We start from the raw sequence: 25,946 nt of genomic DNA, 5'->3' as shown, positions 1-25,946 counted from the left end.
CCATCCATTCTTTTCAACTTTTCTATTATCTCAAAACTATACATCAATGTAAATAAATATCCAGAAGTTGACACTATTCGGACAAAAATAAGATTATTTTTTCATTTTGATCATAGAGCACCTTCCAATTTTAACAGGAGTTCCTTTTTGTCGACTTGATTCCCCGCGTAACCTGTTAATTTGCTATTTTTTCCAATCACCCGATGGCATGGGATCAATATCGGCAATCGGTTGACCCTGTTTGCCTGTCCCACCGCTCTCACTGCTTTTTCATTTTGTATGGAAGCTGCGATTTCAGCATATGTCCGGGTTTCTCCATAAGGAATTTCCAACAGTTTATTCCACACAGCTTTCTGGAAGTCCGTTCCTTCAGGAGAAAGAGGAACAGAGAATTCCCGCCTTTTACCATGGAAATAATCCGATAATTGATTGACAGCCTCCCGTAGAATCGGATGATCCCTTCCTCCATCCATATTGTTTTTTACCGATTCCGGGACATCATCCATTTTAAAATAAATACCTGTCATTCCATAATCTGCAGCGGTTAGAAAGAGTTTACCTATTGAACTGTCCATCTCTGTATAATAAAATTTGTTTGTCGTAAAATTTCTGTCCATTGTATTAGACTCCTTATCCACTTATATTACTTTTTTTATTTGTTACAAAAACGTAATGTTTGTGAATGCGTGTAAAGGGAAAATGCATAGTGACTAACTTGGTATGTAGGTGATCACTGATGAAAAAAAGAGATTATTATTTTGACAACGCCAAAATCTTGTTGATTTTTCTGGTCGTATTTGGGCACTTCCTTCAATCCTATATTGAAACAAGTTCGTTCATTTCCTTTTTATATAAATTCATATACACATTTCATATGCCCGCGTTTATTCTGATTTCGGGTTTCTTCGCCAAAGGCATTTATGAAAAGGGCTATATTGCCAAAATCACCAAAAAACTGATTCTGCCCTATATTTTATTCCAAATTGCCTACGCCGTATTTTACTATTTTTTGCACAGCAAAGATACCTTTAAACTGGAACTTTTTCAGCCGCATTGGTCCCTTTGGTTTTTAATCAGCCTTTTTTGCTGGAATATATTGCTGTTGGCCTTCAGCCGCATGAAACCCGGAATTGCTTTGGCCATCACTCTTTTGGCCGGTCTTGGAGCAGGCTACTTTGACTGGATTTCAACTTATTTCAGCCTGTCGAGAACCATTGTCTTCTTTCCGTTTTTCTTAACAGGTTATCTTTTAAGCAAAAAAGATTTCAAGAAACTCATCCAGCCAAAGGCAAAAGTTGCCGCGCTCATTGTCATGTTTATCGTAGCCGTCGGCATCCTATGTTTCCCTGACCTGAATGAAAAGTGGTTCTTTGGTTCAAAAGCATATAGTGAATTTCATAGCGCGGAGATTTTTGGAATATTACAGCGGGCGGGAATATACATGGTCCAATTTGCGATGACTGCATGTTTTTTTGCATTTGTTCCTCGCAGGCAATTCTTCTTTACGAACTGGGGAAGAAATACACTGTACGTCTATTTGCTGCACGGATTCATTGTACGTACATTTAGGGGAAGTGGCCTTGAGGATTACGTAGATCAAGTGCAGGCATTACCTTTATTATTAATAGTCAGTCTTCTGTTGACCGCCCTCCTTTCGAGTAAATTTGTAACGAGCCTCACCCAGCCGATTATAGAAATGAAGTGGTCAAAGCTAAAGCATGCTGCAAACCGGCTGCGGAATGAATACAGTTCACTTTGATGGAGCGATTGATTCGCTCTTTTTTTATCGCCAGGAAATTATAAAAATTTCATGTCTGTGGATAACTTATCTTTGTCTAGCTACAGCGCTCAGCGACTAGCAAACTTCGCGCCTCCTCCTACGATAAGTCAACATCGGCTCATTTTTCGCCGTGTTTCCTTTATCTCGTCGGAGGCACTCCAGTTTGTACGTCGCTAAACGAGCGCTTGCGCTTTTCTTGTTCATCTTTTACCTAAATTCGCTATAGTTCGAAAAATTCCTGCTTTTTTTATCACAAATTGTAGTTTTCTTTTTTCTTCGATAAAATGGATGAAGTAGTGAAGGAAAAAGGAGCTGCGAACGAAATGAAAGTAATCGCAAGTACGCTTAATGCGAAGTTTATCCATACAAATTTGGCCATACGCTACTTAAAGGCGTATGCGGCCCCTGATCATGATATTGAAATTGCTGAGTACACAATCAATGATCCCGCCTTAAATATAGTGACGGACCTATTTGCCAAAAAGCCTGATGTCGTCGGCTTCAGCTGCTATATTTGGAATATAGAACAAACGGTCAAAGTGATTCAGATCATGCGCAAAATCATGCCCAATGTCAAAATTATCCTGGGAGGCCCGGAAGTTTCCTATGATGTGGTTTATTGGCTGCAACGCTTAAATGAAATCGACTTTATCGTTATCGGGGAAGGTGAAGAAACATTCAAGGTGCTCCTTGACGCACTTAAAAATGGAACGAATACCGACGATATTAAAGGCATTGGTTTTATGAAAGACGGAAAACCTGTCATTAACCCGATAAGAGACAAAGTCGACCTTCGGGAACTTCCCTCCCCTTTCCGCTTTCCGGAAGACAGGGACAATCTCTCCAAACGTGTCACCTATATTGAAACGAGCAGAGGCTGCCCATTCAGCTGCCAATTCTGCCTTTCATCCATTGAAGTGGGCGTGAGATATTTTAATAGGGACAAGATAAAAGACGACATCAGATATTTGATGGCTAACGACGCAAAAACAATTAAATTTGTTGACCGGACATTTAATATAAGCCGAAGCTATGCCATGGAGATGTTCCAATTTTTGATCGATGAGCATGTGCCGGGCACTGTTTTTCAATTTGAAATCACGGGTGACATCATGCGCCCGGAAGTCATCGACTTTTTAAATAAAAATGCACCTCCGGGGTTATTTCGTTTTGAAATCGGTGTGCAATCCACAAATGATCTGACGAATGAGCTGGTAAAAAGACGGCAGAATTTTGAAAAGCTGACAAGGACAGTGACAATGGTCAAGGAAGGCGGAAAAATCCTACAGCACCTTGATTTGATCGCCGGACTTCCGGAAGAAGATTACCATTCCTTCCGAAAAACATTTAATGATGTATTCGCCTTAAGACCGGAAGAACTTCAGCTCGGATTTTTAAAAATGCTGCGCGGTACAGGATTAAGGATATCTGCCAAACAGTTCGGTTATGTCTATATGGACCATTCCCCTTACGAAATTCTGCAAAATAATGTACTTAGTTTTGAAGATGTCATGAAAATCAAGCAGGTGGAAGATGTTCTGGAAAAATACTGGAATGACCATAGAATGGATCATGCAGTGGACTATATCACATCCTCCTGTTTTGATACTCCTTTTGATTTCTTCCAGAACTTCGGTTCTTACTGGGACGAACAGGGATGGTCAAGAATCGGTCATCAGCTTGAAGACCTCTATAAAAGGTTAATTCAGTTTTTGAATGAAAAAGAAATCCGGAATAGGGAACTGGCTGAGGGGTTGATGAAATATGACTATTTGCTGAACCACCGTTATAAACCGAGAAAAGCCTGGTGGGACAACTCTTCTTCTTTGAGCAAGGAGGAGCGCTCCGGACTTTATTCCGCCATTAATGAAAACAGCACCTTGGCAGGCCAGGCGTTTTCCGGACTCGGATTGAACGAGCGTGACCTTTACAAGCATACTGTGATTGAAAAGTTCCCATTTTTGCTGGGAGAATATATGGAATCCGGAAAGATCATACCACAGGATTCCTACGGGCTGGTTTATTTCGACCCTTCCAGCGGAAAATCTTCATTTTATCCATTAAATATGGGGAGTTTATCAAAATTAGCGTAAAAATTAGTCATCATTTGAGTCAATGAATGGAAAACATACAAAAAACCGGCCCTGTGCCGGCTTTTTGTTTTTTATAAAAGTTCTTTCCTTAATTGTTCCGGAGATTTTGGCGACAAATGCCCCAGTGGGACATCAAACACGGTTTTCGCTCCTGTTTGCCCTTCCTGGTTCATTTTATAAGCAGCCCGGGCATAAGTGACCAAAATGCTGGAAGTAAACTCAGGGTTGCTGTCCAATTTCAGGGAGTATTCGACAATTTGACTTGTGTTCTCCCCTGTGATTCCGCTCCTTATAACAAACCCGCCGTGAACCATTTTAGAATGGTTCTTTTTCAATTCCTCTTCAGTAATGAAATTGACAGTTGTGTCATAATCAGCAAAGTAGTTGGGCATTGTTTTGATTTCGCGTTCAATTTTTTCCTTATCAGCCCCTTCTTCTGCCACAACGAAGCATTCCCGCAAATGTTTTTCTCTTGTGGAAAGTTCTGGGTTCTCACCATTTCTGACACGGTTGACCGCCTCTTCGATCGGAATCGTGTACTGGACACCGGCTTTTACTCCTTCCACTCTCCTGATAGCGTCGGAATGTCCTTGGCTGAGCCCTTTTCCCCAAAACGTATAGGTTTCACCTTGAGGAAGTATCGCTTCCCCGAGCAGGCGGTTCATGGAAAACATCCCCGGATCCCAGCCGACAGAAATAATGCTTGTTTTATTTCCGGACTTTGCTGCCTCATCCATTACAGAAAAATATTCCGGTATTTTCGCATGCGTATCAAAGCTGTCAATCGTATTAAAAAGTTTAGCAAAATTCGGCCCTTGTTCAGGGAGGTCCGTTGCTGACCCTCCGCACAAAATCATTACATCGATTTCGTCTTTATATTTTTCCGCTTCAGAAATATGTAAAACCTTCACGGATGGATCCAGCGTATCCACACTTTCCGGATCCCTGCGCGAAAAGACGGCGACAAGCTCCATGTCTTCATTCTGCCTGAGGGCAAATTCCACCCCTTTGCCCAGGTTTCCATAGCCGTTGATGCCAATTCTAATTTTGCGGTTCATATTTTCATCCTCCTTGACAAACATCTGATAAAACTCGTTTCTAACCTATTATGACTCGTTCCTTTGGATATTGGAAGTCAGGTGCTTTGTCGTTGCTCGACATGATGAATAAAAATGACAATATGCCTATTCGGCCGATAAACATCAATATAATGAGCAGCCATTTTCCAAATACAGTCAAATCCGGAGTGATCCCCATGGAAGCCCCGCAGGTTCCAAAAGCGGAAGCCACCTCAAAAATGATTGATATCAGGCTGACATCTTCAGTTGCCGACAAAATGACAACAGATGAGCCGTATAATATGACGGCGAGCATCAATACAACAAGTGATTTGATCACATCATCATGATGGATTTCCCGTTTAAACACTTTTATCGTCCTGCGTCCCCTCGCATAGTGAATGAGAAATAAAATATTCAAAGCGAATGTCGTCGTCCTGATTCCGCCTCCGACAGAGCTGGGAGATGCCCCGATAAACATAAGCGCCGACATAAACAAAATGGTCGGAGTCGAAAGATCGTTGATGTCCAGCGTTAGTAATCCTGCACTTCTCATTGTAGTTGATTGGAATAGCGAATAAAAGAAAGATTCGTGCCACGACTTTCCGGATAGAAATTCGTTGAATTCAAGCGCGAAAATGACTGCCGTCCCAACAACGAGCAAAATGAAATAGGTTGCAGTCGTAATTTTTGTAAATAAAGAAAAGCGAAACTTTGTTTTTGTTCCTTTATAAAATAAAAATTTTCTTACTTCCGTCCAAACCGGAAATCCGATTGCCCCAAGAATAATCAAAATCATTGTTACAAATTGAACAAAATAATCATGAGCAAATGGAATCAGAGATTCACCGGTAATATCAAATCCGGCATTTGTCGTGGCACTGACAGAAGCAAACAATCCTTGGAGAAAAGCTTCCCCGGGATCCTCAAAATAGTTCATGTAATAGGTTCCCAAAACAAGGGCTCCCATTGTCTCAATCAGTATAATCAAATAAAGAATTTGCCGGAGCAGGTTGACCAACCCTGACAAATTCAATTGATTTTGATCCGTTTGAATCAATTGCCTTTGTTTTAATCCGATCTTCTTGCCAAACAAAAGCCAGAAGAAAGTGTTGATCGTCATAATCCCAATGCCCCCGACCTGAAGGGCGAAGATCAAAATAAAAATCCCGGTGACCGAAAACGTTTCGGATAAATCAACAGTTGTCAAGCCGGTCACACTGACTGAACTGGCTGCGACAAATATAGCATCCATCACAGACCAGTCCGCACCTTCCAGCCTGGAAACCGGAAGACTTAGAAGGATCGCTACGACACCAACCGTCAAAAAGTAATAAGAGACCAATACCCGAAAAGGTGTCAGCGACATTTTGTAAAGCCTTCGTTTATGGAATGGTTTCATTTTTCTCATTTCCTCTGTATTTATTCATTATTCCATAATAAGCAAAATGCCGTTGAATGGAAAGGGGGATCTACCTTTTTTGTATCCCAAATGTACCAAAAAACATACAGCATGTTCCAGCATTACTTTTTTCTTTCCCGAACATACTATCAATAAAGCTTTTTAAGGAGGAAAGATGATGGCAAATAGAAGCAATCAATTACTCGTTCCTGGCATCGAACAATATTTGGATCAGGTGAAACTTGAAATTGCCCAGGAATTTGGAGTTGTTCTTGGATCTGATACTGTTGCCAGAGCAAACGGATCCGTAGGCGGAGAAATTACAAAGCGCCTCGTCAAACAGGCACAGTCACAATTATCCGGCAATAAACAGCAATAAGAAAAGCGCAAGGCGCCCGCTTATCGGCGACAAGCACAAGACGAATTGCGAGAGGCAGGTTCTCAGCCACCACAGCAATTCGGCTTGATCCTTGCGCCGATGGCTCCTGGAGCTGGACATAACGCAACCTTTGTTTGAAGAGAAAATTCGCTAAACTTTATACTTTCGTTAAGAGCAATAAAAGAAGCAGTCCCTGCTTTTTGCAAAATACAGGGACTGCTCCATTACTTATTTACTTGAAGATTGAAGAACGGCCTTTTTCTTTGACGTAACATAACCAGAAACTGCAATGAGGATAAGGACAATCCAGAATGTCAGTTTCCATTCAAACGATTCCGGAAAGTGAGGGTTCAATATACCGAGCTTCTGATGAGACAATGTCAGCACTGCCAGTTTTACCCCCACCCATCCGACAATCAAAAAGGCGGATGTTTCCAAGCCTGGATATTTAGACAACAGGCTTACAAAAGAATTCGCCGCAAATCTCATGATGATGACCCCGATTAGTCCGCCCAACAGCATCACAAGAAATTGTCCTCCGTCAATGCCTCCAATCTGAAACCATCCCGTCGGTTTCAATGTAACGGCAAGCACCACTGCAGCAAGCATTGAATCAATTGCAAATGCGATATCAGCCACTTCCACTTTGAAGACAGTGAACCAAAATGACCGGCTTTTGCTTTCTTCTTTTATCTTTTTTTCATTTTCGGCACCCGTATACTTTTTAAGGAGGTAGTGAACAGCCAAAAATAACAAATAGGCTGCACCAATTGCTTGAACCTGCCATACATTAACTAAAAACGTAATTAAAAACAATGCCGTGAAACGGAAGAGGAAGGCGCCGAACAAACCATAGAATAAGGCTTTCCTCTGCTTATCTTTTGGAAGGTGCTTCACCATGACAGCCATGACGACTGCATTGTCCGCTGCCAATATTCCTTCCAGGCCGACCAGTACAACAAGCACCCACAAATACTCCAACATCATTGATAATTCCAAATAAAACCCCTCCCGCGAAAATGATCAACATTCCCATCGGCAGCCTTTATCGGAAAATCAAAAAGACCCTTGCCCGATGGGCAAAGGTCTTGCTGGACATGTTCATGCCAACAAAGCCGGTGAATTTCTTCACGAATTGACGACTTTGTTTCAAATAAGCCCAATAAAGCTCATTTGATGCTACTCCCCTTTGACTATAAGTCAAGCTTATGTTGTTTTTTTCATTATAATTTATAATTGATGAAAAAGCAATGAAAAATTGAAACTATGCCCGCGTTTTCTTTTCCTTCCTGTTCATCCTTCTTGTTTCCGGGTCAAACAGGCTGTAAACAACCGGAATCACGAACAGAGTAAGGAATGTACTGCTGATCAAACCCCCGATAACTGCGACACCCATGGGCTGGTTCATTTCCGTGCCTTCCCCAAGGCCCAGGGCCAAGGGTACCAGCCCCAATATCGTTGTCAATGCAGTCATAAGAATTGGACGGACCCGGTCCTTGACCGATACGACGAGGGCCTCATAGCTTGAAAGGCCTGCCGCTTTCCTTTGATTGATATAATCGACAATCACAATGGCATTATTCACCACAATCCCTGCAAGTATAATGATTCCGATCAAAGCAGGTATGCTGAGCGGGATCCTTGCCATCACAAGCGCGGCTGTCACTCCGATTGCCATAAGCGGTACTGTGAACATGATGACGAACGGATATTTGAAAGACTCAAATTGTGCGGCCATTACGATGTAAACTAAAATGATCGCCAGTACAAAGGCCATGATCATGTCATTGAACGAGTCTTCCAACAGTTCTGTTTCACCGCTGAAGGTGATTTCGGTCTCATCAGGTAAATTCAAATCAGCAATCGTTTCTTCTACCTTTTTGGACATATCGCCGATATTTGTGCCCGTATCGTATTTTAAAGTGAATTCAACGGAATCCTGCTGGTTGATTCTTTGAATTTCCACAGGCCCGGTGCCCGTTTTAATTTTTGCGACATCCTTCAGTTCCGCATAACCACCGCCAGGTGTTTTGATCAAAAGAGTTTTAAGTTTGTCGATGTCCCTTGTGATTTTCTTATCATATTTTACATAAACCCCGTATACATCAGAACTGTCGCCGATAATCTGAGTCGCCTGCACTCCTCTGGTCACATCATTCACTGCCGATGCAATTTGTCCAGGTGCAAGTCCTGCTTCAAGGGCTTTGTCCCTGTCAACGATGATTTGGATCTCTTCGACCGTATCACCTGAGCTTGTGGACAAATCCGTTACATGATTCAATTTCTCAAGAGCGGCATATATTTTATCAGTGCTTTCATCAAGCCGGGATTTGTCTGTATCACCGACATTAAACGTCAATGTCTGGGGTGTGAGCCCTGATGCCGCATCCACATTGAACTTGATGGCTGTTCCCTTTTTAACATCTTCAACCTTATCTTCAAGCCTCGGCTTCAATCCGTCTACAAATTCAAATACGGATTCGTCCCTCTTACCCAACGGCTTAAGCTTGATATACATTTCGGCCGTATTGCTTTTAGAGGTTCCCTGGAATGACGATTCCTGTGTTGATCCGATCAGGCTGACATACGTATCGACGATTATCTCATCTTTCAGTTCATTTTCAATCGCTCCGACAACTTTTTCCGTTTCTGAAAGGGCTGAGCCGTTTTCCAATTCCAGATTAATACTGAAAAACCCTTCATCTGTCGGAGGAAGAAATTGCATACCGACCGTAAATAAGCCCAGACCCCCTCCAACGAATAACAGCAGCGATGTGAACAGTACGAAAAAACGGTGCCTCAAAGACCAGCGAACTGTCCTGTCAAGGAAATTCATCGGTTTGGACCTGCGCCTTCTTGCCTCATAATCCCCCTTCGGCGTTTTCAGCCATCTGCTTGCAAGCATCGGAATGACTGTCAACGCTACAAACAGTGAAGCAAAGAGGCTGAACGAAATGGTAAAAGCAAATTCTTTAAACAATTGGCCAAGAAGCCCGCTGATAAAGACGACCGGCAGGAAGACGGCAACGGTTGTCAGAGTCGAAGCTGTGATGGCACCTGCAACCTCTTTTGCCCCTTCCCTTGCTGCAGTCTTTGGATCTTTTCCCATGGAGAGATGCCTGTATATATTTTCAATGACGACAATGGCATTATCGACAAGCATTCCAATTCCCAGGGCAAGAGCTCCAAGCGTCATAATATTCAATGCAAAATCAGCAAAAAACATCAGGACAAATGTGACAATAACCGAATAGGGAATCGCAATGCCGATGATGATCGGGCTTTTTACATTCCTTAAAAACAGGAACAGGACAAGCATGGCCAACGCTCCCCCGATCAAAAGCGATGAGGCGATATTGCCGATGGCCATGCGGATGTAGTCACCCTGGTCGAATAGGACGTTCGCTTCAATATCCTTGAATTGATCTTTCTTCAACAATGTTTTTAATTCTTTTTGGAATCCTTTGGAAACATTGGCCGTGTTCGCGTCTGATTCCTGCAAAACACTTAGAAGGACAGAAGGAAGCTCATCCGTTCTTGTGATCATTCTTTCATCCTGTTTCTCCTGTTTCACATCTGCTACGTCTCGGATCCTGATTTTCTCGCCGGTCAATGGATCAGCCGTGACAACCAGTTTTTCGATCTCCTTGGTTGAATGCAAAGAACTGATAATTCTTGTCGTCAATTCTTTTCCATCCGTCAGAACCGTTTCGCCGGGCATGGAAATATTATTTGCCTGGATCAGATTAACAATATCCGATTGCGAAAGACCGTATTTTTTTAAAAGATCCTGATCAAGAGTGATGTTGATCTCTTCCGTCAGCTTTCCGGTCACATTTACGTTGGCAACGCCTTCAACTCTCGTCAGCTCGGTCGTCAATTGATCCGCAAGCTTTCTCAATGATTGTTCATCCTTATCTGACTTCAATGAGAGTTGGATGACAGGAAATTGTGAAGGGTCGAATTTCAATAGCCTTGGTTTGGACGCATCGGAAGGGACAGGCGTTTGATCGATCCTCTGCAAAATATCATTTTGGACATCATCAATCAAAGTTGACCATGTGAACTCAAGTACAATTAAATTCGAGCCTTCCTCTGAAAAAGACTGCACATTTTTAATTCCCGGGAGCGTTGCCAAATTCGCCTCCAGGGGTTTTGACACTTTTTCAACAACTTCAGTCGGGCTTGCTCCTTCATAAGTTGTCACCACTACCGCAATAGGGGGATTGATTTCAGGAATCAATTTGAGCGGGATTTTTAACAATGAAACAACCCCAAGGATGATGACAAGGAACATTGTGACAATCGTAAAAACAGGTCTCCTTATCGCAAAATTGCTTAAGTTCACGAACGAAACTCCTTTCGGATAAAAGAACGATTTACTAACTGTTAATTATAACAGTTTTGTATTTAATATTTATACTCCCCTGCCGTGAATTGAGCTTTTTCACAAATACGGTTAAGAAAAGCGCAAGCGCCCGTTTAGCGACGTACAAACTGGAGCATTCCGCAATGAGATAAAGGAAACACGGCGAGGTACGAGCCGATGTTGACTTATCGTAGGAGGAGGCGCGAAGTCTGCTAGTCGATAGGCGCTGGCCGCCTTAAAGCGCCACGTCCTGTGGCGCCGGCGGCACTAGGACCTCCTGTCCGTCGAAGCTAGACAACAAAAGGATTTGTTCAAAATTTTAAAGCTAAAACATCTTATACTTTCTCTGAAAAAAAACAGAGGAACCTCTTTCGAGGCTCCCCTATCATGCAAAAACCGATGCTAAATCTATGTTTAGCCCATCAAAAATAGATACCTTTACTTGATCCACTTCTGTATAAAGATCTGGACGGCCATATCTTTGGTTCTCCTCCAGTGTAAAGACACTGACTATTTTTTCCTGTGGTTCCACAATCCAATATTCTTTCACTTTCGCCCGTTCATATAAATTAAATTTCTCTATTTTATCTTTTCTGGCTGTTGAAGGTGAAATGATTTCGATAATCAGATCCGGACTTCCTTTGCAGCCGCTGTCATCTAATTTCGATTGATCACAAATTATCGAGATATCTGGTTCACATACGTTCTTACTATTCTCCCAACCATTCGCTTCATCTTCCAAATCAAATACAACGTGAAACGGAGCCGGGTATACTTTACATTCCTTTCCTATTAAAAAATTGGCTATCTGCCGATGCAATTCCGATAATATTTCCTGATGGATTCTTGAAGGTGCAGCTTGAAAATAAGGGCTACCATCAATGATTTCGATTCTTTCATTGTCCGGCCACGATAAATAATCGGCATAAGTGTGAATCCGGTTCTCTATCGGCAATGACATCAAACTCACCTCAAACCAAATTTTTACCCATTATACCATGAAGACTTCCTTTCAAGACACCTAAGTCAATCAATTTCCATTGGATCCCGCAATTGGATTGCCGGATTTTTATCCATAAACCAGCGCAATGCAAAATCATTCTCAAACAGAAAGACAGGATTGTCGAATCTGTCTTTAACAAGCAAGCTTCGCTGGCTGGACAACGATTCATCTATCTGATCATTTTCAATCCATCTGGCAATCTTTGAACCCATCGGCTCCATGATGACGTCCGAATTATATTCATTTTTCATCCGATGGACAAATACTTCAAATTGGAGCTGGCCGACTGCACCGAGAATATAATCCTCCATGCGGTAAGTCTTGAATAATTGGACGGCGCCTTCCTGAACAAGCTGGTGAATGCCCTTTTGGAAGCTTTTTTGCTTCATGACATTTTTTGCTGTCACTTTTACAAATAACTCAGGTGTAAATTGAGGAAGCTTTTCATATTGGATGATTTTTTTGCCTTCGGCAATCGAATCCCCAATCTGGTACGTCCCTGTATCGTAAAGGCCGATAATATCCCCGCTTACCGCTTTATTGACTGTACTTCTGTCATCCGCCAAAAATTGGGTGGACTGCGACAATTTAAATTGCTTCCCGGTCCTTGCAAGTGTCACGGACATGCCTCTTTCAAATTCACCGGAACAAATTCTTACGAAAGCGATGCGGTCACGGTGGGCCGGATTCATATTCGCCTGGATTTTAAAAACAAAGCCGGAAAACCCTTCTGACGCCGGATCGATTTCACCTAAATTTGACTTTCTCGGCTGCGGAGAGGGAGCAAACTTCAGGTACGTTTCCAAAAAAGTTTGTACCCCGAACGCTGTCAGAGCACTTCCGAAAAATACTGGCGTCATCTCACCTTCATTCAGCTTTTCAACGGAAAATTCATTCCCTGCCTCGTCCAAAAGCATGACTTCTTCAAGCGCCTGATCATATAGGCCCGTTTGTTTGATCGGGTGATCCCCGATGACTTCGCCGTCATCATCCAACGGAAGGAAACGGCTCGCTTCATCAGTACGGTACTGTTCAATTCTTTTATAATAGCGGTCATAGATGCCGTAAAACTCTTTTCCCATTCCGATCGGCCAGTTCATCGGGTACGTCTCAATATCAAGCACCTCTTCTATTTCTGCCAGCAGTTCAAGAGGCTGCCTTCCCTGCCTATCCAGTTTATTGATAAAAGTGAAAATCGGAATTCCGCGCATCTTGCATACCTTGAACAGCTTTAATGTCTGTTCTTCTATCCCTTTGGCCGAGTCGATGATCATTACGGCGCTGTCCACCGCCATCAAGGTTCTATACGTATCTTCGCTGAAGTCCTGGTGACCTGGTGTATCAAGTATATTGATCCGGAAATCATCATATTGAAACTGCATCACGGATGATGTTACGGAAATGCCGCGCTGCTTTTCTATTTCCATCCAATCCGATGTAGCATATTTTCCTGTCTTTTTCCCTTTAACCGTCCCGGCATCCCGGATGGCTCCGCCAAATAAAAGGAGTTTTTCAGTCAAAGTCGTCTTTCCCGCATCCGGGTGGGAGATAATTGCAAAGGTCCTTCTGGAATTCACTTCTTTTGCCAAATCGTTTGCCATCACATAAATCCTTTCATTTCAATCTCTTTATAATCTTATTCCTCCAGAAACCGAATTGCAATCATCGATTTTAGACAAAAAGAAAAGCCCTCCAGGGCCAATTTGATGAACAAAGAAACGCTAGTTTATATTCTTTTTAAATCGCGCAATTCAGTTTCTTGCTCGAGAGAGCGCATAGCAAGCGATTCCAGTATCTTGTCCTGGCGCTCTTGTCCATGTTTTAAAGAGGCTATTTCACCGTGTACTTTATGAACATCCATTGTAAGAGATTCCAGTTTGGCATCGGTTTCTTCCTGACGGTCAATGACGGCCCGGATTAAATGAGTGTTTTCATTTAATTGATCTTTAACAAGCTTAAATTCCTCTTTGAATTCCGATCTGACGGAACTTATTTCCTCTTTAAGTTCTAATCTGACAGAATCTATTTCTTCTTTAAGTTCTGATTAACAGAACCTATTTCTTCTTTAAGTTCTGATCTGACAGAGCCTATTTCCTCTTTAAGTTCTGATCTGACAGAGCCTATTTCCTCTTTCATCAGCCCCATCTCTTCTTTCATAATCCCCATTTCTTCTTTTGTTGCCTGCTGATCTTTTTCAATGGCTGTTACTTTTTGAAGTATGGCTTCGAGTAATTGATGATCCGTCATTTTTATCACTCTTTCCATCCATTTTGGTTAACACACACGCCTACATTGATTTTACCAAAGTACATGTTAATTACATTTTACGATTTCTCAAATAGAAAGCAATATGTATAAGCGCTCCCTCCTTATTTTCTTAATTTATAATTCTTCTGTTACTGGCATTATACCAAACGTATGTTTTCTTTCCGAGTGAAAATACAGAAAAGTAAAAAAGCATCCCCGGTAAAATTCGGTGAATGCTTTTTCCCCAAACTATTTTATATCCTTCATTGAGTCATCAGAAACCGGTACATCAAGCATATTTGCACGCCTGCTGTTGGTTGCGATAATATAGATGGCTGCAAACACAATCAACAAAGCAATAATAGACCCTAGGTTGAACAGCCCTTTTTGTGAATACCATACAATCGAATATCCTATCGAGCCGGTGAATAAGGCATAATAGACAAACGGGAACAGTGTCTTCCTTATGACTGTACCTTCTTTTCCCAGGAGCCCTACAACCGCTGATGCTGCAACGACATTGTGGACGCAGATCATATTACCTGCCGCTCCTCCCACTGACTGCAATGCGACAATCCAAGTAGGATCCACTCCAATTTGCGATCCGACATCATATTGGAAAAGGGAGAACATCATATTGCTGACAGTATTGCTTCCCGCTATAAATGCGCCGATCCCCCCTATGAAAGTGGCAAAAAACGGCCAAAACTCTCCCGCAAGCGCCGCTACGCCGTTGGCGAGTTCAATCGGCATCCGCTCATATCCTGCTGCACCCCCTCCGGTGTTTAAGAAGACCTGAACCATCGGGACGGTAAAAATCAATGCCGTTGATGCAGCCAGTGCTGTTTTTCCAGATTGAGCCCAGGCTCTCTTGTATCCGTTGCCATTCATACCGTGCAAGAAGAATGTAATGATGGATACCAGTATAAATATCGTACCTGGTGAATGAAGCGGCTGGAAGCTCGCTGTTATGCCCGAATCAAACATGTTTTCAAATGCGATTGTCCAAGACTGGGTCCATTCCAAAAACGGGAGGAACTTCAACCTTGTCAATACAAGGAAAAGACCAACGAGAACATAGGGGGACCAGGCTCTTACCATGCTCATGGATCCGCTTTTGTGTGCAATATCTTTCAGGACGACCTTTCCGGTCCACTCCGGATCCCATTTTGACTCATCCTCAAAATTCCACGTTTCTTCCTTTGGCGGCAAAAGGAATCCCTTTTTTGCAGCAGAGATAACAATAACCAAGCCCAAAAGGCCGCCGGTCATGGATGGGAATTCTGGTCCAAGCGTATTGGCTACAATCACATACGGAATCGTCATGGCAAATGCAGCAAAAAGGGCAAATTTCCATACTTTAAGCCCTTCAGTAAAAGACTTGTTCTTGCCAAAAAATCTTGTCATCAACGAAACAACAAAAAGTGGGATCAACGTCCCGGCAATCATGTGTAGAATAGAGGCTTTGCCGCCGATCATCGTTACCAATTGAAGGAAATTATTGCTTATGCTCGGGTCAGCCGACAAACCCGTTTGAATCCCGACCAAAACAGGCGTGCCGACCGCTCCGAACGTAACCGGCGTGCTTTGAATCACCATACCGGCCACAACCGCAGCCATTGCCGGGAAGCCCAATCCAACAAGCAAAGGAACAGCTACCGCAGCAGGAGTCCCAAATCCTGCGGAACCTTCGATGAAAGAACCGAAAAGCCAGGCGATAATAATCACTTGGATTCTCCGGTCTTCCGAAATGTCCGTAAACCCTTGGCGGATCGTTCTCATCCCGCCGCTTTCCTGCAAAGTATTCAACAGCAAAATGGCTCCAAAAATAATGTATAAAAGCGTAATGGCTACAATGACGCCATTAATAGTTGCGGCAGTGACATTTAATCCGGGAACCTTCCAGACAAAAAGTGCCAATACAACAGCCAAAACATAGGAAATAGGCATCGCCCTGCTCGCAGGCCACCTAAGACCAACCAGAAACACACCTACAGCAATAATGGGCAAGAGAGACAAAAAAGCAAGCAAACCGGTACTCATTTTGCACTTTCCCCTTTCCTTATTGATAAGTGCCCTATTCTTGAGGTGATCTGTTGTTCTATGAGGCTTTTAATATATTAAAAATATCTGTAAACATACTTATTTTACCGATATTAGTTTGACCTTTTGATCAGGCTTTTTTCAACTCCTGTTTGATTTCGGCACACTTCCCGGGTGTAGGGAACAGCTTACCTGCATTCAGCAGATTGTCATGGTTGAATACCTTCCTTATATCCGTCTGGGCAATAATTTCTTCATCCGTAAAAACAAACCGCATCTCTTCTTTCTTTTCGATCCCGACGCCGTGTTCGCCTGTAATCGTTCCGCCCGCATCTGCGCAAGCTTTCAAACAGGCACTGCCAGCTTCTATGGCCTTTTCAGTTTCGCCCGGTACACGGGAATCAAACAATACCAACGGATGAAGGTTCCCATCTCCTGCGTGAAAAATATTCGCTATCCGCAGTCCTGACTCTTGGCTGATTTCATTGATTTTACTTAAAACTTCAGGGAGCTTGCTCCGGGGAATGACACCGTCCTGAACAAGATAATCATGCGAGATGGCTCCCATTGCCCCAAAGCCGGTTTTTCTGTTTGCCCACCATCTTTCTCTTTCTGCTTCATCTCTCGCTGCCCTTACTTCCCTGACATTCCGGTTTCTGCAAACTTCCAAAATTTGATTGATCTGCTCCTCTATCCCTGCACGAATGCCATCCACTTCAATTAAGAGAAGGGCCTCAATATCTTTGGGATGGCCGACAGGAAATGCGGCAGCTTCCACCCCTTCAATCGCAATTTTATCCATCATCTCAAGGGCGGCAGGTACAATGCCGGCAGAAATGATGTCAGACACTGCCTGGCTTCCGTCTTCCACCCTGTCAAAATAAGCGAGCACTGTCTGCTTCGCTTCGGGATTTTTTAAAATCCTCACGGTGATTTTCGTGACGATGCCAAGAGTCCCCTCCGATCCTGTCAAAAGCCCGAGCAAATCATAACCAGGTGCATCAGGAATTCCATTTTTCCCGATTTCAACCACTTCACCATTTGGCAGTACGACCTCCAATCCCAATATATGATTGGTTGTCACACCATATTTCAGGCAATGTGCCCCTCCGGCATTTTCGGCTACATTGCCGCCGATCGTGCAGCAATATTGGCTCGATGGATCCGGTGCATAATAATACTCTTGATCTGAAACGGCATGTGTCAATTTCAAATTGATGAAGCCAGGTTCAACGACAGCCCGCCTGTTTTCGAGATCGACACTCAGCAGTCTCTTCATCCTTGTCAGGCTGATGATCACTTCACCGTTGATCGGAATGGCACCGCCGCTCAGCCCCGTCCCGGCCCCTCGTGCCAAAAATGGCAAACCGTTTTCTGAACAGTATTTGACGACTGCCGCCACCTCTTCCGCATTTTGCGGAAAGACAACCGCCCTTGGCAAATATTTTTGTACGGTGAATCCGTCGCAATCGTAAGCGGCCAGATCCGCTTTTTTAAATAAAATTGAACCGGGGCCTGAGACGAGGGTTGCCAATTGAATGATATGCCTGTCTTTTGTGTACACCTTACTTGCCACTGCCTTCCACCTCCCTGCCTTCCTTTTGATAAGCCCAATCCAGCAATTGAACCGTATGAACGATCTTTTGATTACGGCCGTACTTTTGGACTCCAAGCGCCATCTGCAGCATGCAGCCCGGGTTGCCCATCGAAATCATCTCAACTTCTTCCGGGACATTTTCCATTTTGCTTTGCAGCACTGCATCGGCCATCTCAGGGTTGGTAATATTGTAGATTCCTGCACTGCCGCAGCATCTGTCGGCGTTTGGCATATGAACCATTTTTACACCGGGAATATCCAGCAGCAGGTCACGGGGTTCCTGCCGCACTCCCTGTCCATGGGCCAAATGGCAGGCATCGTGGTACGTGATCGTCGTTTCAATGGGTGCTTTCGGTATTTCGTATCCTGTATCATGAAGATATTTTGCGACATCAACCACTTTCTCCGAAAATTTTTCTGCGCGCGCCTTCCATTCAGGGTCCTGGCGGAACAGTTCATGATACTCTTTCATCATGGAACCGCAGCCTGCCGCATTGACAACAACGTTTTGTGCTTCTTCGAATGCTTCTATATTCTGCTTGGCAAGCTTCCTGCCCGTATCCCTGTCGCCGGCATGAACATGCAGAGCACCGCAGCATGTCTGATTTTCCGGGATCATGACATCGTTTCCATTTCGCGTCAGCACATTGATTGTCGCTTCATTCACGTCGGCGAACATCACATCCATCACGCAGCCAGTAAGCATAGCAACTTCCGCTTTCTTATCCCCTTGGGCTTTTATCACTTTTTCGTTCTTATATTTTTTCCGGACAGGCTCCCGGACCTCAGGCATGATTCCTTCCATTTCAGCCAGGTGGTCCGGCATGATATTGATCAAACCCGTTTTCCGCACAGCTGTCTGCATACCGCTCTTTTGGTAAAATCTCAGCAGTTTTCCAAGCTTGTTCATCCGTTCTGGATAAGGGAACAGTTTTTCCAGGAATAATTTGCTGACTGTGCTCTTCCAGCCTGTAAGTGGCATTGCCTGGCGGATCTGCCCTCTTGCTTCTTCAATAAGGCCGCCGACATTCACATCAGCAGGACAGGCGGTTGTGCACGCCCGGCAATCCAGGCAGTCAAAAACCGGATCAATCAGTTCCTCATTGACTTCAAGGCGCCCCTGGGCAACTGATTGGATCAAATGCACCCTGCCTCTTGGCGAATGCTGCTCCTGGCCTGTGATTTCATAGGTCGGGCAGGATTCAAGGCACATGCCGCAATGAACACAATCCGCCCATTTATTTGGATCAGGGGGATCATTCCAGAGATAATTGCCCAATTGCATCGTGGTACATGCAGGTTCCTGAGTGATTTCCTTCTCTATCGTTGCCACTATTAAATCCCTCCCAAAAACCTTTGCGGATTCAAAATGCCGTTCGGATCAACCGTTTTCTTGATTCCCTCCATCAGGAAAAAATAAGGAGGTTTCTCTCCCCATGTGTCGATTTGCTTTCTTTGCTTATACGGCAAATGGGTGACAGTTGCATATCCGCCGTACTCCCTTGCTTTTTCCCTTAATTGCAGGATTGTATCGGCCACCAAACTTTCTTCTCCTTTCATTACTGCCCGGCATAAGCCGTGCCCCATTCCCCCATGCGCTTGGATTGATAAACGGCCAGGATTTTCCAATTTGATAGTTTCTTCTATTATATGGAGCACGTCCAGATTGACCACGCCTATTTTCACCGACGCCTCCAGTTCTTCCAACGATTCAATGACGGGGTTTTCATAAAACTTATTCCAAAAATCGCAGGCTTCTTCCTCTGAAAGCACTCTGACTTCCGTGCCGTCGGGCCTGAGATCCCTTAAATAATTCTCTTGATACAGAACCGAGCTTTCCACATCTTCAAAAGCGATGGCCAATGTTTTGCTGCGTCTTTCTGTCAACTTTTCGGCAAGTGGCGGGTTAAGCAATTCCAATGACACCGGTTCCAGCATTGAATCAAGCAGGCGGATGCAAAATTTCCTGATCTGATCCATGTTTCCTTCAGGAAATGATATAAGAACGAGGGTCTCATACTTTGGCAGCGGCCTGAGTTTAAATGTAATCTCAGAGAGGACGCCAAGGGTCCCCATGGAACCGATAAACAATTTATTCATATCATAACCAGCCACATTTTTAACGACCTTTCCGCCAGTACGGATGATCGTCCCATTCGGATAAACAACCCTCAACCCGATGACCGAATCCCTTGCCGAACCGTAACCCAGCCTCTTGGGGCCGCTGTCATTCGCAGCAATTACGCCGCCGACTGTAGAGGTTTGCGGTGTAAACGGATCAATGGAAACCCTTTGGTTATAGCGTGAAAGATACTCCTGGAGCTCGCCGAAGCGGGTTCCTGCTTTGACAGTGACCGTCATATCTCCCGGAACATGCTCTACAATCCCGCTGTAACTTTTTAAAGACAATAAAATATCCGTACTTTCAACGAGGCCGCCGCAGCCTCTCTTCGTTCCAGCTCCCATAATAGAAACAGTTTGGCCGGATTGGTCGGCATAGGATAATATATTTGCAATCTCCTGTTCAGACTGCGGGTATACAGTGATATTTCCTCCATTCCCAAGTTCATGATCAGTTTCCCCGGCTGCAAAACGATCTTCAGAAATTACCGCCTTCAATTCAGATAAAATACTGGTTGTTGATATTGGACTCACCACCTATTTATGTAAAGATTATCCTGTTCCTTCATTAAATCACTAAATCTATCTATATTCAATTAATTTTTGAATATACAAACTCTTTTGCATTGGGAAAAACCTTGCGATAATTTATCAACATTCTTAACTTGATAGATTAACATAAAGTGCAGTACAGTTTTTCATTTGCATGCACTTATCTTTCCTTAATGCTTCGGTTGCAAGCGCTGTTTCATACAGTGCTTAAGTGTTTTCATGCTGAATAAAATGATTACAACGGGAAGTAATCAGCACATATAGAAAAAAGTCATGAGCCACATTACATATTCCGATGATTCAAACTGTCAGAAATTATTGATTTCAACTCATCTAAGGAATAAAATTTTAATTAACATCTTGAGGGTTTCGTTTTTAAAAGAAAATAAAGGAGGATATTTTTATGGAACAACGGCAACAGCTGGCTAAGACGTTGAAGCCCCACTGGGTTTGGGCCATCGCATTCGGATCATGTATCGGCTGGGGAGCCTTTGTATTGCCTGTTGATTGGATGTCCATGGCCGGGCCTCTTGGTGTCATTATCGGTTATTCCATCGGAGCACTTCTTATGATCGTTATTGGTGTAAGTTATGGATACCTGGTTGAAAAGCTGCCGGTGTCGGGCGGAGAGTTTGCCTATGCCTATTATGGGCTTGGAAGGTATCATGCATTCTTTTGCGGATGGTTCCTTACACTCGGCTATATGTCAATCGTCGCTTTAAACGCATCTGCCTTGGCCCTGTTGGCAAAGTTTACAATGCCTGCTTTTTTCACTAAAGGGCATCTTTACACGATTGCCGGATGGGAAGTTACGATTGGCGAAATAATCATTGCATGTCTCGCCCTGATTTTCTTTGCTTATTTAAACATTCGTGGAGCCAGCCTTTCGGGGCTCTCACAGTTCATCTTTTGCGTCGGCCTTGTTGTGGCGGTTGTATTATTGACAGTTGGAATGGTTCTGCACCCTTCCAGCTCATTTTCAAACCTCCAGCCTCTTTTTAAGCCGGGAACCTCATCAGTAGCTGCAATTGCTGCCATCATAGCCATTGCGCCATGGGCATATGTCGGATTTGACAATATCCCTCAGGCAGCTGAAGAATTCGATTTCCATCCAAGCAAATCATTCAAGCTGATATTCTGGGCATTGATCTGTGCCGGTTTAACTTATGCCTTTCTCATCATTGCCACTGGTGTTGGCATGCCCTGGATGAATACGGTTGACGCCGGTTTCATGTGGGGAACGGGGACAATTGTTGAAAATGCATTTGGCAGATTTGGTGTCCTTATACTTGCTTTTGCCGTTATGATGGGAATTTTTACAGGACTAAACGGTTTTTATGTATCGACAAGCCGCCTGCTGTTTGCAATGGGGAGAGCGAAAGTCATTCCCGATTCTTTTGGTGAACTACATCCAAAATACGGAACTCCGAAACTGGGCATCTGGTTTACTATGGCAGCTTGTCTCATAGCTCCGTTCTTCGGAAGGCAGGCACTATTATGGGTCGTCGACATGGCTGCCTTGGGAGTTACGATCGCCTACTTCTATACGACATTTGTTGCCTACCGCCTCTTTAGATGGTCAGACCAGGATACTGGAAAAACAAGGGATATCTCGCTCATTGCGCCTGGCAGGAAGCTCATTGCACTTATTGGGGTTATAAGCAGCATCGGTTTCTTCCTATTACTAGTAGTTCCCGGCTCCCCGGGATTTTTGGGAACGCCGTCATGGATTGCCCTGCTTGTCTGGGTGGCACTCGGAGGCACCTTCTTCCTTACAAGATATAAAAATTACAGTGAAATGCCTAAGAAAGATTTGGATCTTTATATTTTGGGCGATTTCAAGGATAGCGAAAATTCAGCCGGTTCCCTAACCACTGAACCCGAAGCAAAATAGTTTTTAATTAAAGCTGCGGCCTGGGCCGCAGCTTTTTTCAAATACTCAGCCTAACCCCCTCCATTCATCCTTTACAATAAACCCTTAAATGAATTTTGCTACCCCCAAGGTTAAAAATATAATAATGACCATTATCAATGCAGCGTTATTCCAAAGTCTGTTTCTGAATTCAGGCCTCACTTCCTTAGAATTCAATAAGAAAAGAAGAGTAATGGCGAGAAGCAGCAGGAATAGCGATCCAAGGGCTGCGTACAGCAAGACTAGTCCAATTGGCTGGTTGAATAAAAGAAGAAGCCATGAAGGAAATGTCAACCAAGCGAGAAATGCCCTGTAAGCTGGATCTTTCTCATCAATCGGCTTTTTGATTTTAACTTCGTCAACCTTCTTTTTTAAATTGCGCATGAAGTCCGCAAAGAGATAAGGAATCCCATTCCACGATCCGATTAATCAGTGATGGCGATCAATGCAGGAAAAGCAGTAGTTTCAATCATTCCTAATGCAACGTTTACGTATACCGCCCTCTTCACCTCTCTTCATATAAAATGGTCAGTTGGACGTTTAACCCCAATTTCCAAGTGCTTATTTATCTTTGGAATGATTTTGTCTAATTCACCTATACTTTCAATGACATAGTGTGCCCCAGCTTCCTTGAACTTCTTGGACACTTGGTCCATTTTGTAAGCAAGATTTTCAGGGCTTAGTGCATTTAATTCCGTTTCTTTTAACCCGAGCTCGCTACTTCCTTTTAAAATTCCTACAGCCCAGGTACCCGCATTAATTCCTTCTTTGATATCGCTGACTGTATCACCGACTTTTACAACATGTTTCATAGGATAGACTTCCAAATTAATGGCATTTTGATAGATCATCCAAGGGTACGGTCGCCCTCCGGGTAAATGATCAGATGTCACCATCGAATCAGGTACATAGCCCCTTTTTCTAGCTTCTGGAGCTACGATTTTCATCATTTCTCCTGTATACCCGGTTGTCGATCCAATTTTCAACCCTTGGGTTCTCAAACGACTTACTAAATCAACTGCCCCCGGAACCGGTTCACAGTATTTTGGAAGGATGGAAAACAGCATCGGTTCAAAATCTTCATAAAGTGCGTCAACGTCCTCTTTCTGGGGAAATCGACCGAATTTTTCCTTCCAAATGTTTGCAATCCGTTCCATTTTGCACATTTCATTGATGTGATCCCATTTCAATAGCCCCATGGGAGCCCGAGCTTCATCATCGGTAACGTTTATTCCCCTCTTTTTGAATACTTCAATAAAAACATCCAGGGGTGCAAAGCAGCCGTAATCTATAATAGTACCGGCCCAGTCAAAGATAATTGCTTCAATTTGTGGGGGTTTTTCATCCATAATGTCAACCTCCTTCATTACAAAACATAGTAATATCTTTTAACCAAAATCATCCTTTAATGTAATGTTATCGCTCATCCTTGGCTTTTTTTGAGAATGTGCCGATTTTTTTATGAATCAGGATTCCACTCATCTTTCACCTGCAGATACCTCAATCAATTAAAATACCAGCCCTTCCGGCTTGTCACCGAACGGGCTGGACTTTTATTTTGTTTATTTTTTCCAATTCTCGTGATCCAAGTGTTTGTATTTATCCAGGAAGCGTGTTGGCATTTTCAGAGCATCTCTCCTGAATGGCGGAGCAAGCTGTGTTCCATCGACGTAGATGTTAAGCACTGCCGGCTTCCTCTTTTCAAGAACTTCTTTTACTACCGGTCCAATTTCCTCCGGCTTGTTGATCGTATAGCCAAGCGCACCCATTGACTTCGCCACTTCCGCAAAATCTGGCGCTTCGATGTCGGAACCGATAAAGCGGTTGTCATAGTAATCTACCTGATTTTTCTTTTCAGCAGCCCAGGACTTGTTGTTAAAGACACATGCGATGACTGGAATGTTCTGCTCTACTGCTGTGCTCACTTCATGCAGGCTCATTCCCCACGCGCCGTCTCCGATGATGGCTGCTACAGGAGTATCAGGTTCGGCAAGCTGGGCACCCATGGCTGCAGGGTAAGCGAAGCCTGTATTACCGAAAGTCAACGCTGCAATATGGCGTCTCGTCTGATTGAATTTCAAGTAAGCATTTGCTGTGGATGATACGTTTCCGATATCGGTTGAAATAATTGTATTTTCAGGAAGCGCTCGCGTCAACTCCAGCAATGCCCTGCGCGGATTGATCGGGTTGCCCGGCTCCATTGCCAGATCAACAAGCTCCTGCTCCCAGGCTTCTTTTCGCTTTGCAATTTCAGCCATGCGCTCCGTGTTTTTCGAAGGCTCAGGCTGTACTTTCAACAACTGTTTATACAGCTCTTCACCGGCTGCTTTTGCGTCACCAATAATTCCCACTTCAATCGGGTGTGTTCTTGCGATATTTCGCGGATTGATATCAACCTGAATGATCTTCGAATTTTTAGGGAAATAATCGATATCGTAGCAAGGCAGTGTTCCAAAGACGGATAGGCGGGTTCCAATCGCAATCAGAACATCCGCGTCTTTTATTGTGTTCATGGCCGCTTTTGATCCCATGTAACCGATCGGTCCGACAGCCAGTGGGTGATCTGCCGGGAATGCGTCATTATGCATGTAAGATACCGCAGCTGGCGCAGATAAATGTTCCGAAATTTTCACAACTGTTTCTACCCCGTCAGCATCTACAGCACCACGACCGGAAATAATAACCGGGTTTTTCGCATCTTTAAGCAGTTCGACTGCTTTTTGAATTAATGCAGGGTCACCGCTTCCTCTTGCATCCGTGCGGTATTGATGCGGTTCAAGGATTTGATCTTCCAATTCTCCATAGAAAAGGTCACGCGGAATATCGTATAAAACCGGGCCGCGTTCAGCATATGCGATCCTGAAAGCTGTGCGCAGACAGTCGGCTACACGGCTTGTGTGCGTCACCCGTACAGTTTCCTTTGTAATAGACTTAAAGATTGATACCTGGTCAGCTTCCTGGAATCCATCCCAACCGATTGTCGGTGTTCCGGCAGATGGGGAAATGACAACCATCGGAGTATGCGCCTGGTATGCGGCTGCCACAGATGTCACCATATTTGTGATCCCCGGTCCATTCTGCCCAATGACGACCCCTGCTGTACCTGATACTCTTGTAAAAGCATCAGCCATATGTGCAGCGCTTTGTTCATGGCGGACAGGGATGAATCTGATTCCTGCCGTCGGAAACAAGTCAAGCATATCCATGAAAGCAGATCCAACTATCCCGTAGATTTCTTTTACATTTTCCTGCACAAGAGTTTCAACAATTGCCTCACTCGGCGTCATTTTCATTTTTTGTCCTGTTACAACCTTTTGTTTTACCGCTTCCTTTTGAGCCATTTCAATTCCTCCCTCACTATGTTAAGTTTGAAAATTTATCATCAACAAC

At 43.8% G+C, this 25,946-nt stretch carries 19 protein-coding genes and 1 riboswitch; of the genes, 4 read left to right on the top strand and 15 right to left on the bottom strand.

The window, feature by feature from the left end:
* Positions 1–110: 110 nt before the first annotated feature.
* Positions 111–617 (bottom strand): methylated-DNA--[protein]-cysteine S-methyltransferase, encoded by a 507-nt coding sequence (locus FS666_RS02835; protein ID WP_186306483.1) that lies wholly within the window; start codon positions 615–617, stop codon positions 111–113.
* A gap of 119 nt (positions 618–736) precedes the next feature.
* Between FS666_RS02835 and FS666_RS02830 the strand changes: the two genes are divergently transcribed.
* Both FS666_RS02830 and FS666_RS02825 read left to right on the top strand, forming a co-directional pair.
* Positions 737–1,759, top strand: coding sequence for an acyltransferase family protein (locus FS666_RS02830; protein ID WP_144460999.1), 1,023 nt, complete (start codon positions 737–739; stop codon positions 1,757–1,759).
* A 344-nt stretch (positions 1,760–2,103) separates the two neighbouring features.
* Positions 2,104–3,873 carry a B12-binding domain-containing radical SAM protein gene (locus FS666_RS02825; RefSeq protein WP_144461000.1) on the top strand — a complete coding sequence of 590 codons (1,770 nt, stop codon included), beginning with the start codon at positions 2,104–2,106 and terminating at the stop codon, positions 3,871–3,873.
* A 71-nt stretch (positions 3,874–3,944) separates the two neighbouring features.
* Here FS666_RS02825 and FS666_RS02820 read toward each other — a convergent pair whose 3' ends face one another.
* Positions 3,945–4,931 carry a diaminopimelate dehydrogenase gene (locus FS666_RS02820; RefSeq protein WP_144461001.1) on the bottom strand — a complete coding sequence of 329 codons (987 nt, stop codon included), beginning with the start codon at positions 4,929–4,931 and terminating at the stop codon, positions 3,945–3,947.
* A 40-nt stretch (positions 4,932–4,971) separates the two neighbouring features.
* Complete coding sequence (locus FS666_RS02815; protein WP_144461002.1) at positions 4,972–6,333, bottom strand: TrkH family potassium uptake protein; 1,362 nt, start codon at positions 6,331–6,333, stop codon at positions 4,972–4,974.
* Between the two features lie 178 nt (positions 6,334–6,511).
* Here FS666_RS02815 and FS666_RS02810 point away from each other — a divergent pair, with 178 nt between their 5' ends.
* Positions 6,512–6,712 carry an alpha/beta-type small acid-soluble spore protein gene (locus FS666_RS02810; RefSeq protein ID WP_144461044.1) on the top strand — a complete coding sequence of 67 codons (201 nt, stop codon included), beginning with the start codon at positions 6,512–6,514 and terminating at the stop codon, positions 6,710–6,712.
* Positions 6,713–6,940: 228 nt separating this feature from the next.
* On the opposite strand, the gene FS666_RS02805 is transcribed toward FS666_RS02810, so the two are convergent.
* The 9 genes from FS666_RS02805 to FS666_RS02760 all read right to left on the bottom strand — a co-directional run bounded on the left by FS666_RS02805 (position 6,941) and on the right by FS666_RS02760 (position 20,617).
* Positions 6,941–7,711, bottom strand: coding sequence for a TerC family protein (locus FS666_RS02805; protein ID WP_144461003.1), 771 nt, complete (start codon positions 7,709–7,711; stop codon positions 6,941–6,943).
* A gap of 38 nt (positions 7,712–7,749) precedes the next feature.
* Positions 7,750–7,912, bottom strand: a riboswitch (yybP-ykoY riboswitch).
* 64 nt (positions 7,913–7,976) lie between these two features.
* A complete protein-coding gene (locus tag FS666_RS02800; RefSeq protein WP_144461004.1) occupies positions 7,977–11,060 on the bottom strand; it encodes an efflux RND transporter permease subunit in 3,084 nt (1,027 codons plus the stop codon).
* A 406-nt stretch (positions 11,061–11,466) separates the two neighbouring features.
* A complete protein-coding gene (locus FS666_RS02795; protein WP_144461005.1) occupies positions 11,467–12,042 on the bottom strand; it encodes a Uma2 family endonuclease in 576 nt (191 codons plus the stop codon).
* A 65-nt stretch (positions 12,043–12,107) separates the two neighbouring features.
* Positions 12,108–13,685, bottom strand: a complete 1,578-nt coding sequence (locus FS666_RS02790; protein ID WP_144461006.1) for a peptide chain release factor 3 — start codon at positions 13,683–13,685, stop codon at positions 12,108–12,110.
* 421 nt (positions 13,686–14,106) lie between these two features.
* Positions 14,107–14,331, bottom strand: coding sequence for a hypothetical protein (locus FS666_RS02780; protein WP_144461007.1), 225 nt, complete (start codon positions 14,329–14,331; stop codon positions 14,107–14,109).
* 249 nt (positions 14,332–14,580) lie between these two features.
* Positions 14,581–16,374, bottom strand: coding sequence for an L-lactate permease (locus FS666_RS02775; RefSeq protein ID WP_144461008.1), 1,794 nt, complete (start codon positions 16,372–16,374; stop codon positions 14,581–14,583).
* A 130-nt stretch (positions 16,375–16,504) separates the two neighbouring features.
* Positions 16,505–17,950 (bottom strand): FAD-linked oxidase C-terminal domain-containing protein, encoded by a 1,446-nt coding sequence (locus FS666_RS02770; protein WP_120071871.1) that lies wholly within the window; start codon positions 17,948–17,950, stop codon positions 16,505–16,507.
* Positions 17,940–19,256: a (Fe-S)-binding protein gene (locus tag FS666_RS02765; RefSeq protein WP_390614728.1), complete on the bottom strand. Its 1,317-nt coding sequence runs from the start codon at positions 19,254–19,256 to the stop codon at positions 17,940–17,942. Before FS666_RS02765 ends, FS666_RS02770 begins: the two co-directional genes overlap by 11 nt.
* Positions 19,257–19,306: 50 nt before the next feature.
* Positions 19,307–20,617: an FAD-binding oxidoreductase gene (locus tag FS666_RS02760; protein WP_120071922.1), complete on the bottom strand. Its 1,311-nt coding sequence runs from the start codon at positions 20,615–20,617 to the stop codon at positions 19,307–19,309.
* 430 nt (positions 20,618–21,047) lie between these two features.
* Here FS666_RS02760 and FS666_RS02755 point away from each other — a divergent pair, with 430 nt between their 5' ends.
* The gene (locus FS666_RS02755; RefSeq protein ID WP_120071875.1) at positions 21,048–22,538 is read left to right on the top strand and encodes an APC family permease; all 1,491 of its coding nucleotides are present in this window, start codon (positions 21,048–21,050) and stop codon (positions 22,536–22,538) included.
* 84 nt (positions 22,539–22,622) lie between these two features.
* On the opposite strand, the gene FS666_RS02750 is transcribed toward FS666_RS02755, so the two are convergent.
* The 3 genes from FS666_RS02750 to xsc all read right to left on the bottom strand — a co-directional run bounded on the left by FS666_RS02750 (position 22,623) and on the right by xsc (position 25,897).
* Positions 22,623–22,940: a hypothetical protein gene (locus FS666_RS02750; protein WP_186306482.1), complete on the bottom strand. Its 318-nt coding sequence runs from the start codon at positions 22,938–22,940 to the stop codon at positions 22,623–22,625.
* 131 nt (positions 22,941–23,071) lie between these two features.
* Positions 23,072–23,905: a phosphonoacetaldehyde hydrolase gene (phnX, locus tag FS666_RS02745; protein WP_208646278.1), complete on the bottom strand. Its 834-nt coding sequence runs from the start codon at positions 23,903–23,905 to the stop codon at positions 23,072–23,074.
* 213 nt (positions 23,906–24,118) lie between these two features.
* Complete coding sequence (xsc, locus tag FS666_RS02740) at positions 24,119–25,897, bottom strand: sulfoacetaldehyde acetyltransferase (RefSeq protein ID WP_144461009.1); 1,779 nt, start codon at positions 25,895–25,897, stop codon at positions 24,119–24,121.
* Positions 25,898–25,946: the final 49 nt, after the last annotated feature.

It is taken from the genome of Siminovitchia fortis (genome assembly GCF_007681465.1).
Taxonomy (GTDB): Bacteria; Bacillota; Bacilli; order Bacillales; family Bacillaceae_C; genus Siminovitchia; species Siminovitchia fortis.
Note: the sequence above shows the minus strand (reverse complement) of the source record. Positions and strands in the feature narration are given on the sequence as shown.

Coding starts and splice junctions, on each gene's coding strand:
- xsc (WP_144461009.1), bottom strand. CDS start 25,897: ATGGCTCAAAAGGAAGCGGTAAAACAAAAGGTTGTAACAGGACAAAAA.
- FS666_RS02750 (WP_186306482.1), bottom strand. CDS start 22,940: ATGCGCAATTTAAAAAAGAAGGTTGACGAAGTTAAAATCAAAAAGCCG.
- FS666_RS02775 (WP_144461008.1), bottom strand. CDS start 16,374: ATGAGTACCGGTTTGCTTGCTTTTTTGTCTCTCTTGCCCATTATTGCT.
- FS666_RS02795 (WP_144461005.1), bottom strand. CDS start 12,042: ATGTCATTGCCGATAGAGAACCGGATTCACACTTATGCCGATTATTTA.
- FS666_RS02810 (WP_144461044.1), top strand. CDS start 6,512: ATGGCAAATAGAAGCAATCAATTACTCGTTCCTGGCATCGAACAATAT.
- FS666_RS02825 (WP_144461000.1), top strand. CDS start 2,104: ATGAAAGTAATCGCAAGTACGCTTAATGCGAAGTTTATCCATACAAAT.
- FS666_RS02815 (WP_144461002.1), bottom strand. CDS start 6,333: ATGAAACCATTCCATAAACGAAGGCTTTACAAAATGTCGCTGACACCT.
- FS666_RS02790 (WP_144461006.1), bottom strand. CDS start 13,685: ATGGCAAACGATTTGGCAAAAGAAGTGAATTCCAGAAGGACCTTTGCA.
- phnX (WP_208646278.1), bottom strand. CDS start 23,905: ATGGATGAAAAACCCCCACAAATTGAAGCAATTATCTTTGACTGGGCC.
- FS666_RS02820 (WP_144461001.1), bottom strand. CDS start 4,931: ATGAACCGCAAAATTAGAATTGGCATCAACGGCTATGGAAACCTGGGC.
- FS666_RS02830 (WP_144460999.1), top strand. CDS start 737: ATGAAAAAAAGAGATTATTATTTTGACAACGCCAAAATCTTGTTGATT.
- FS666_RS02780 (WP_144461007.1), bottom strand. CDS start 14,331: ATGACGGATCATCAATTACTCGAAGCCATACTTCAAAAAGTAACAGCC.
- FS666_RS02765 (WP_390614728.1), bottom strand. CDS start 19,256: ATGCAATTGGGCAATTATCTCTGGAATGATCCCCCTGATCCAAATAAA.
- FS666_RS02755 (WP_120071875.1), top strand. CDS start 21,048: ATGGAACAACGGCAACAGCTGGCTAAGACGTTGAAGCCCCACTGGGTT.
- FS666_RS02835 (WP_186306483.1), bottom strand. CDS start 617: ATGGACAGAAATTTTACGACAAACAAATTTTATTATACAGAGATGGAC.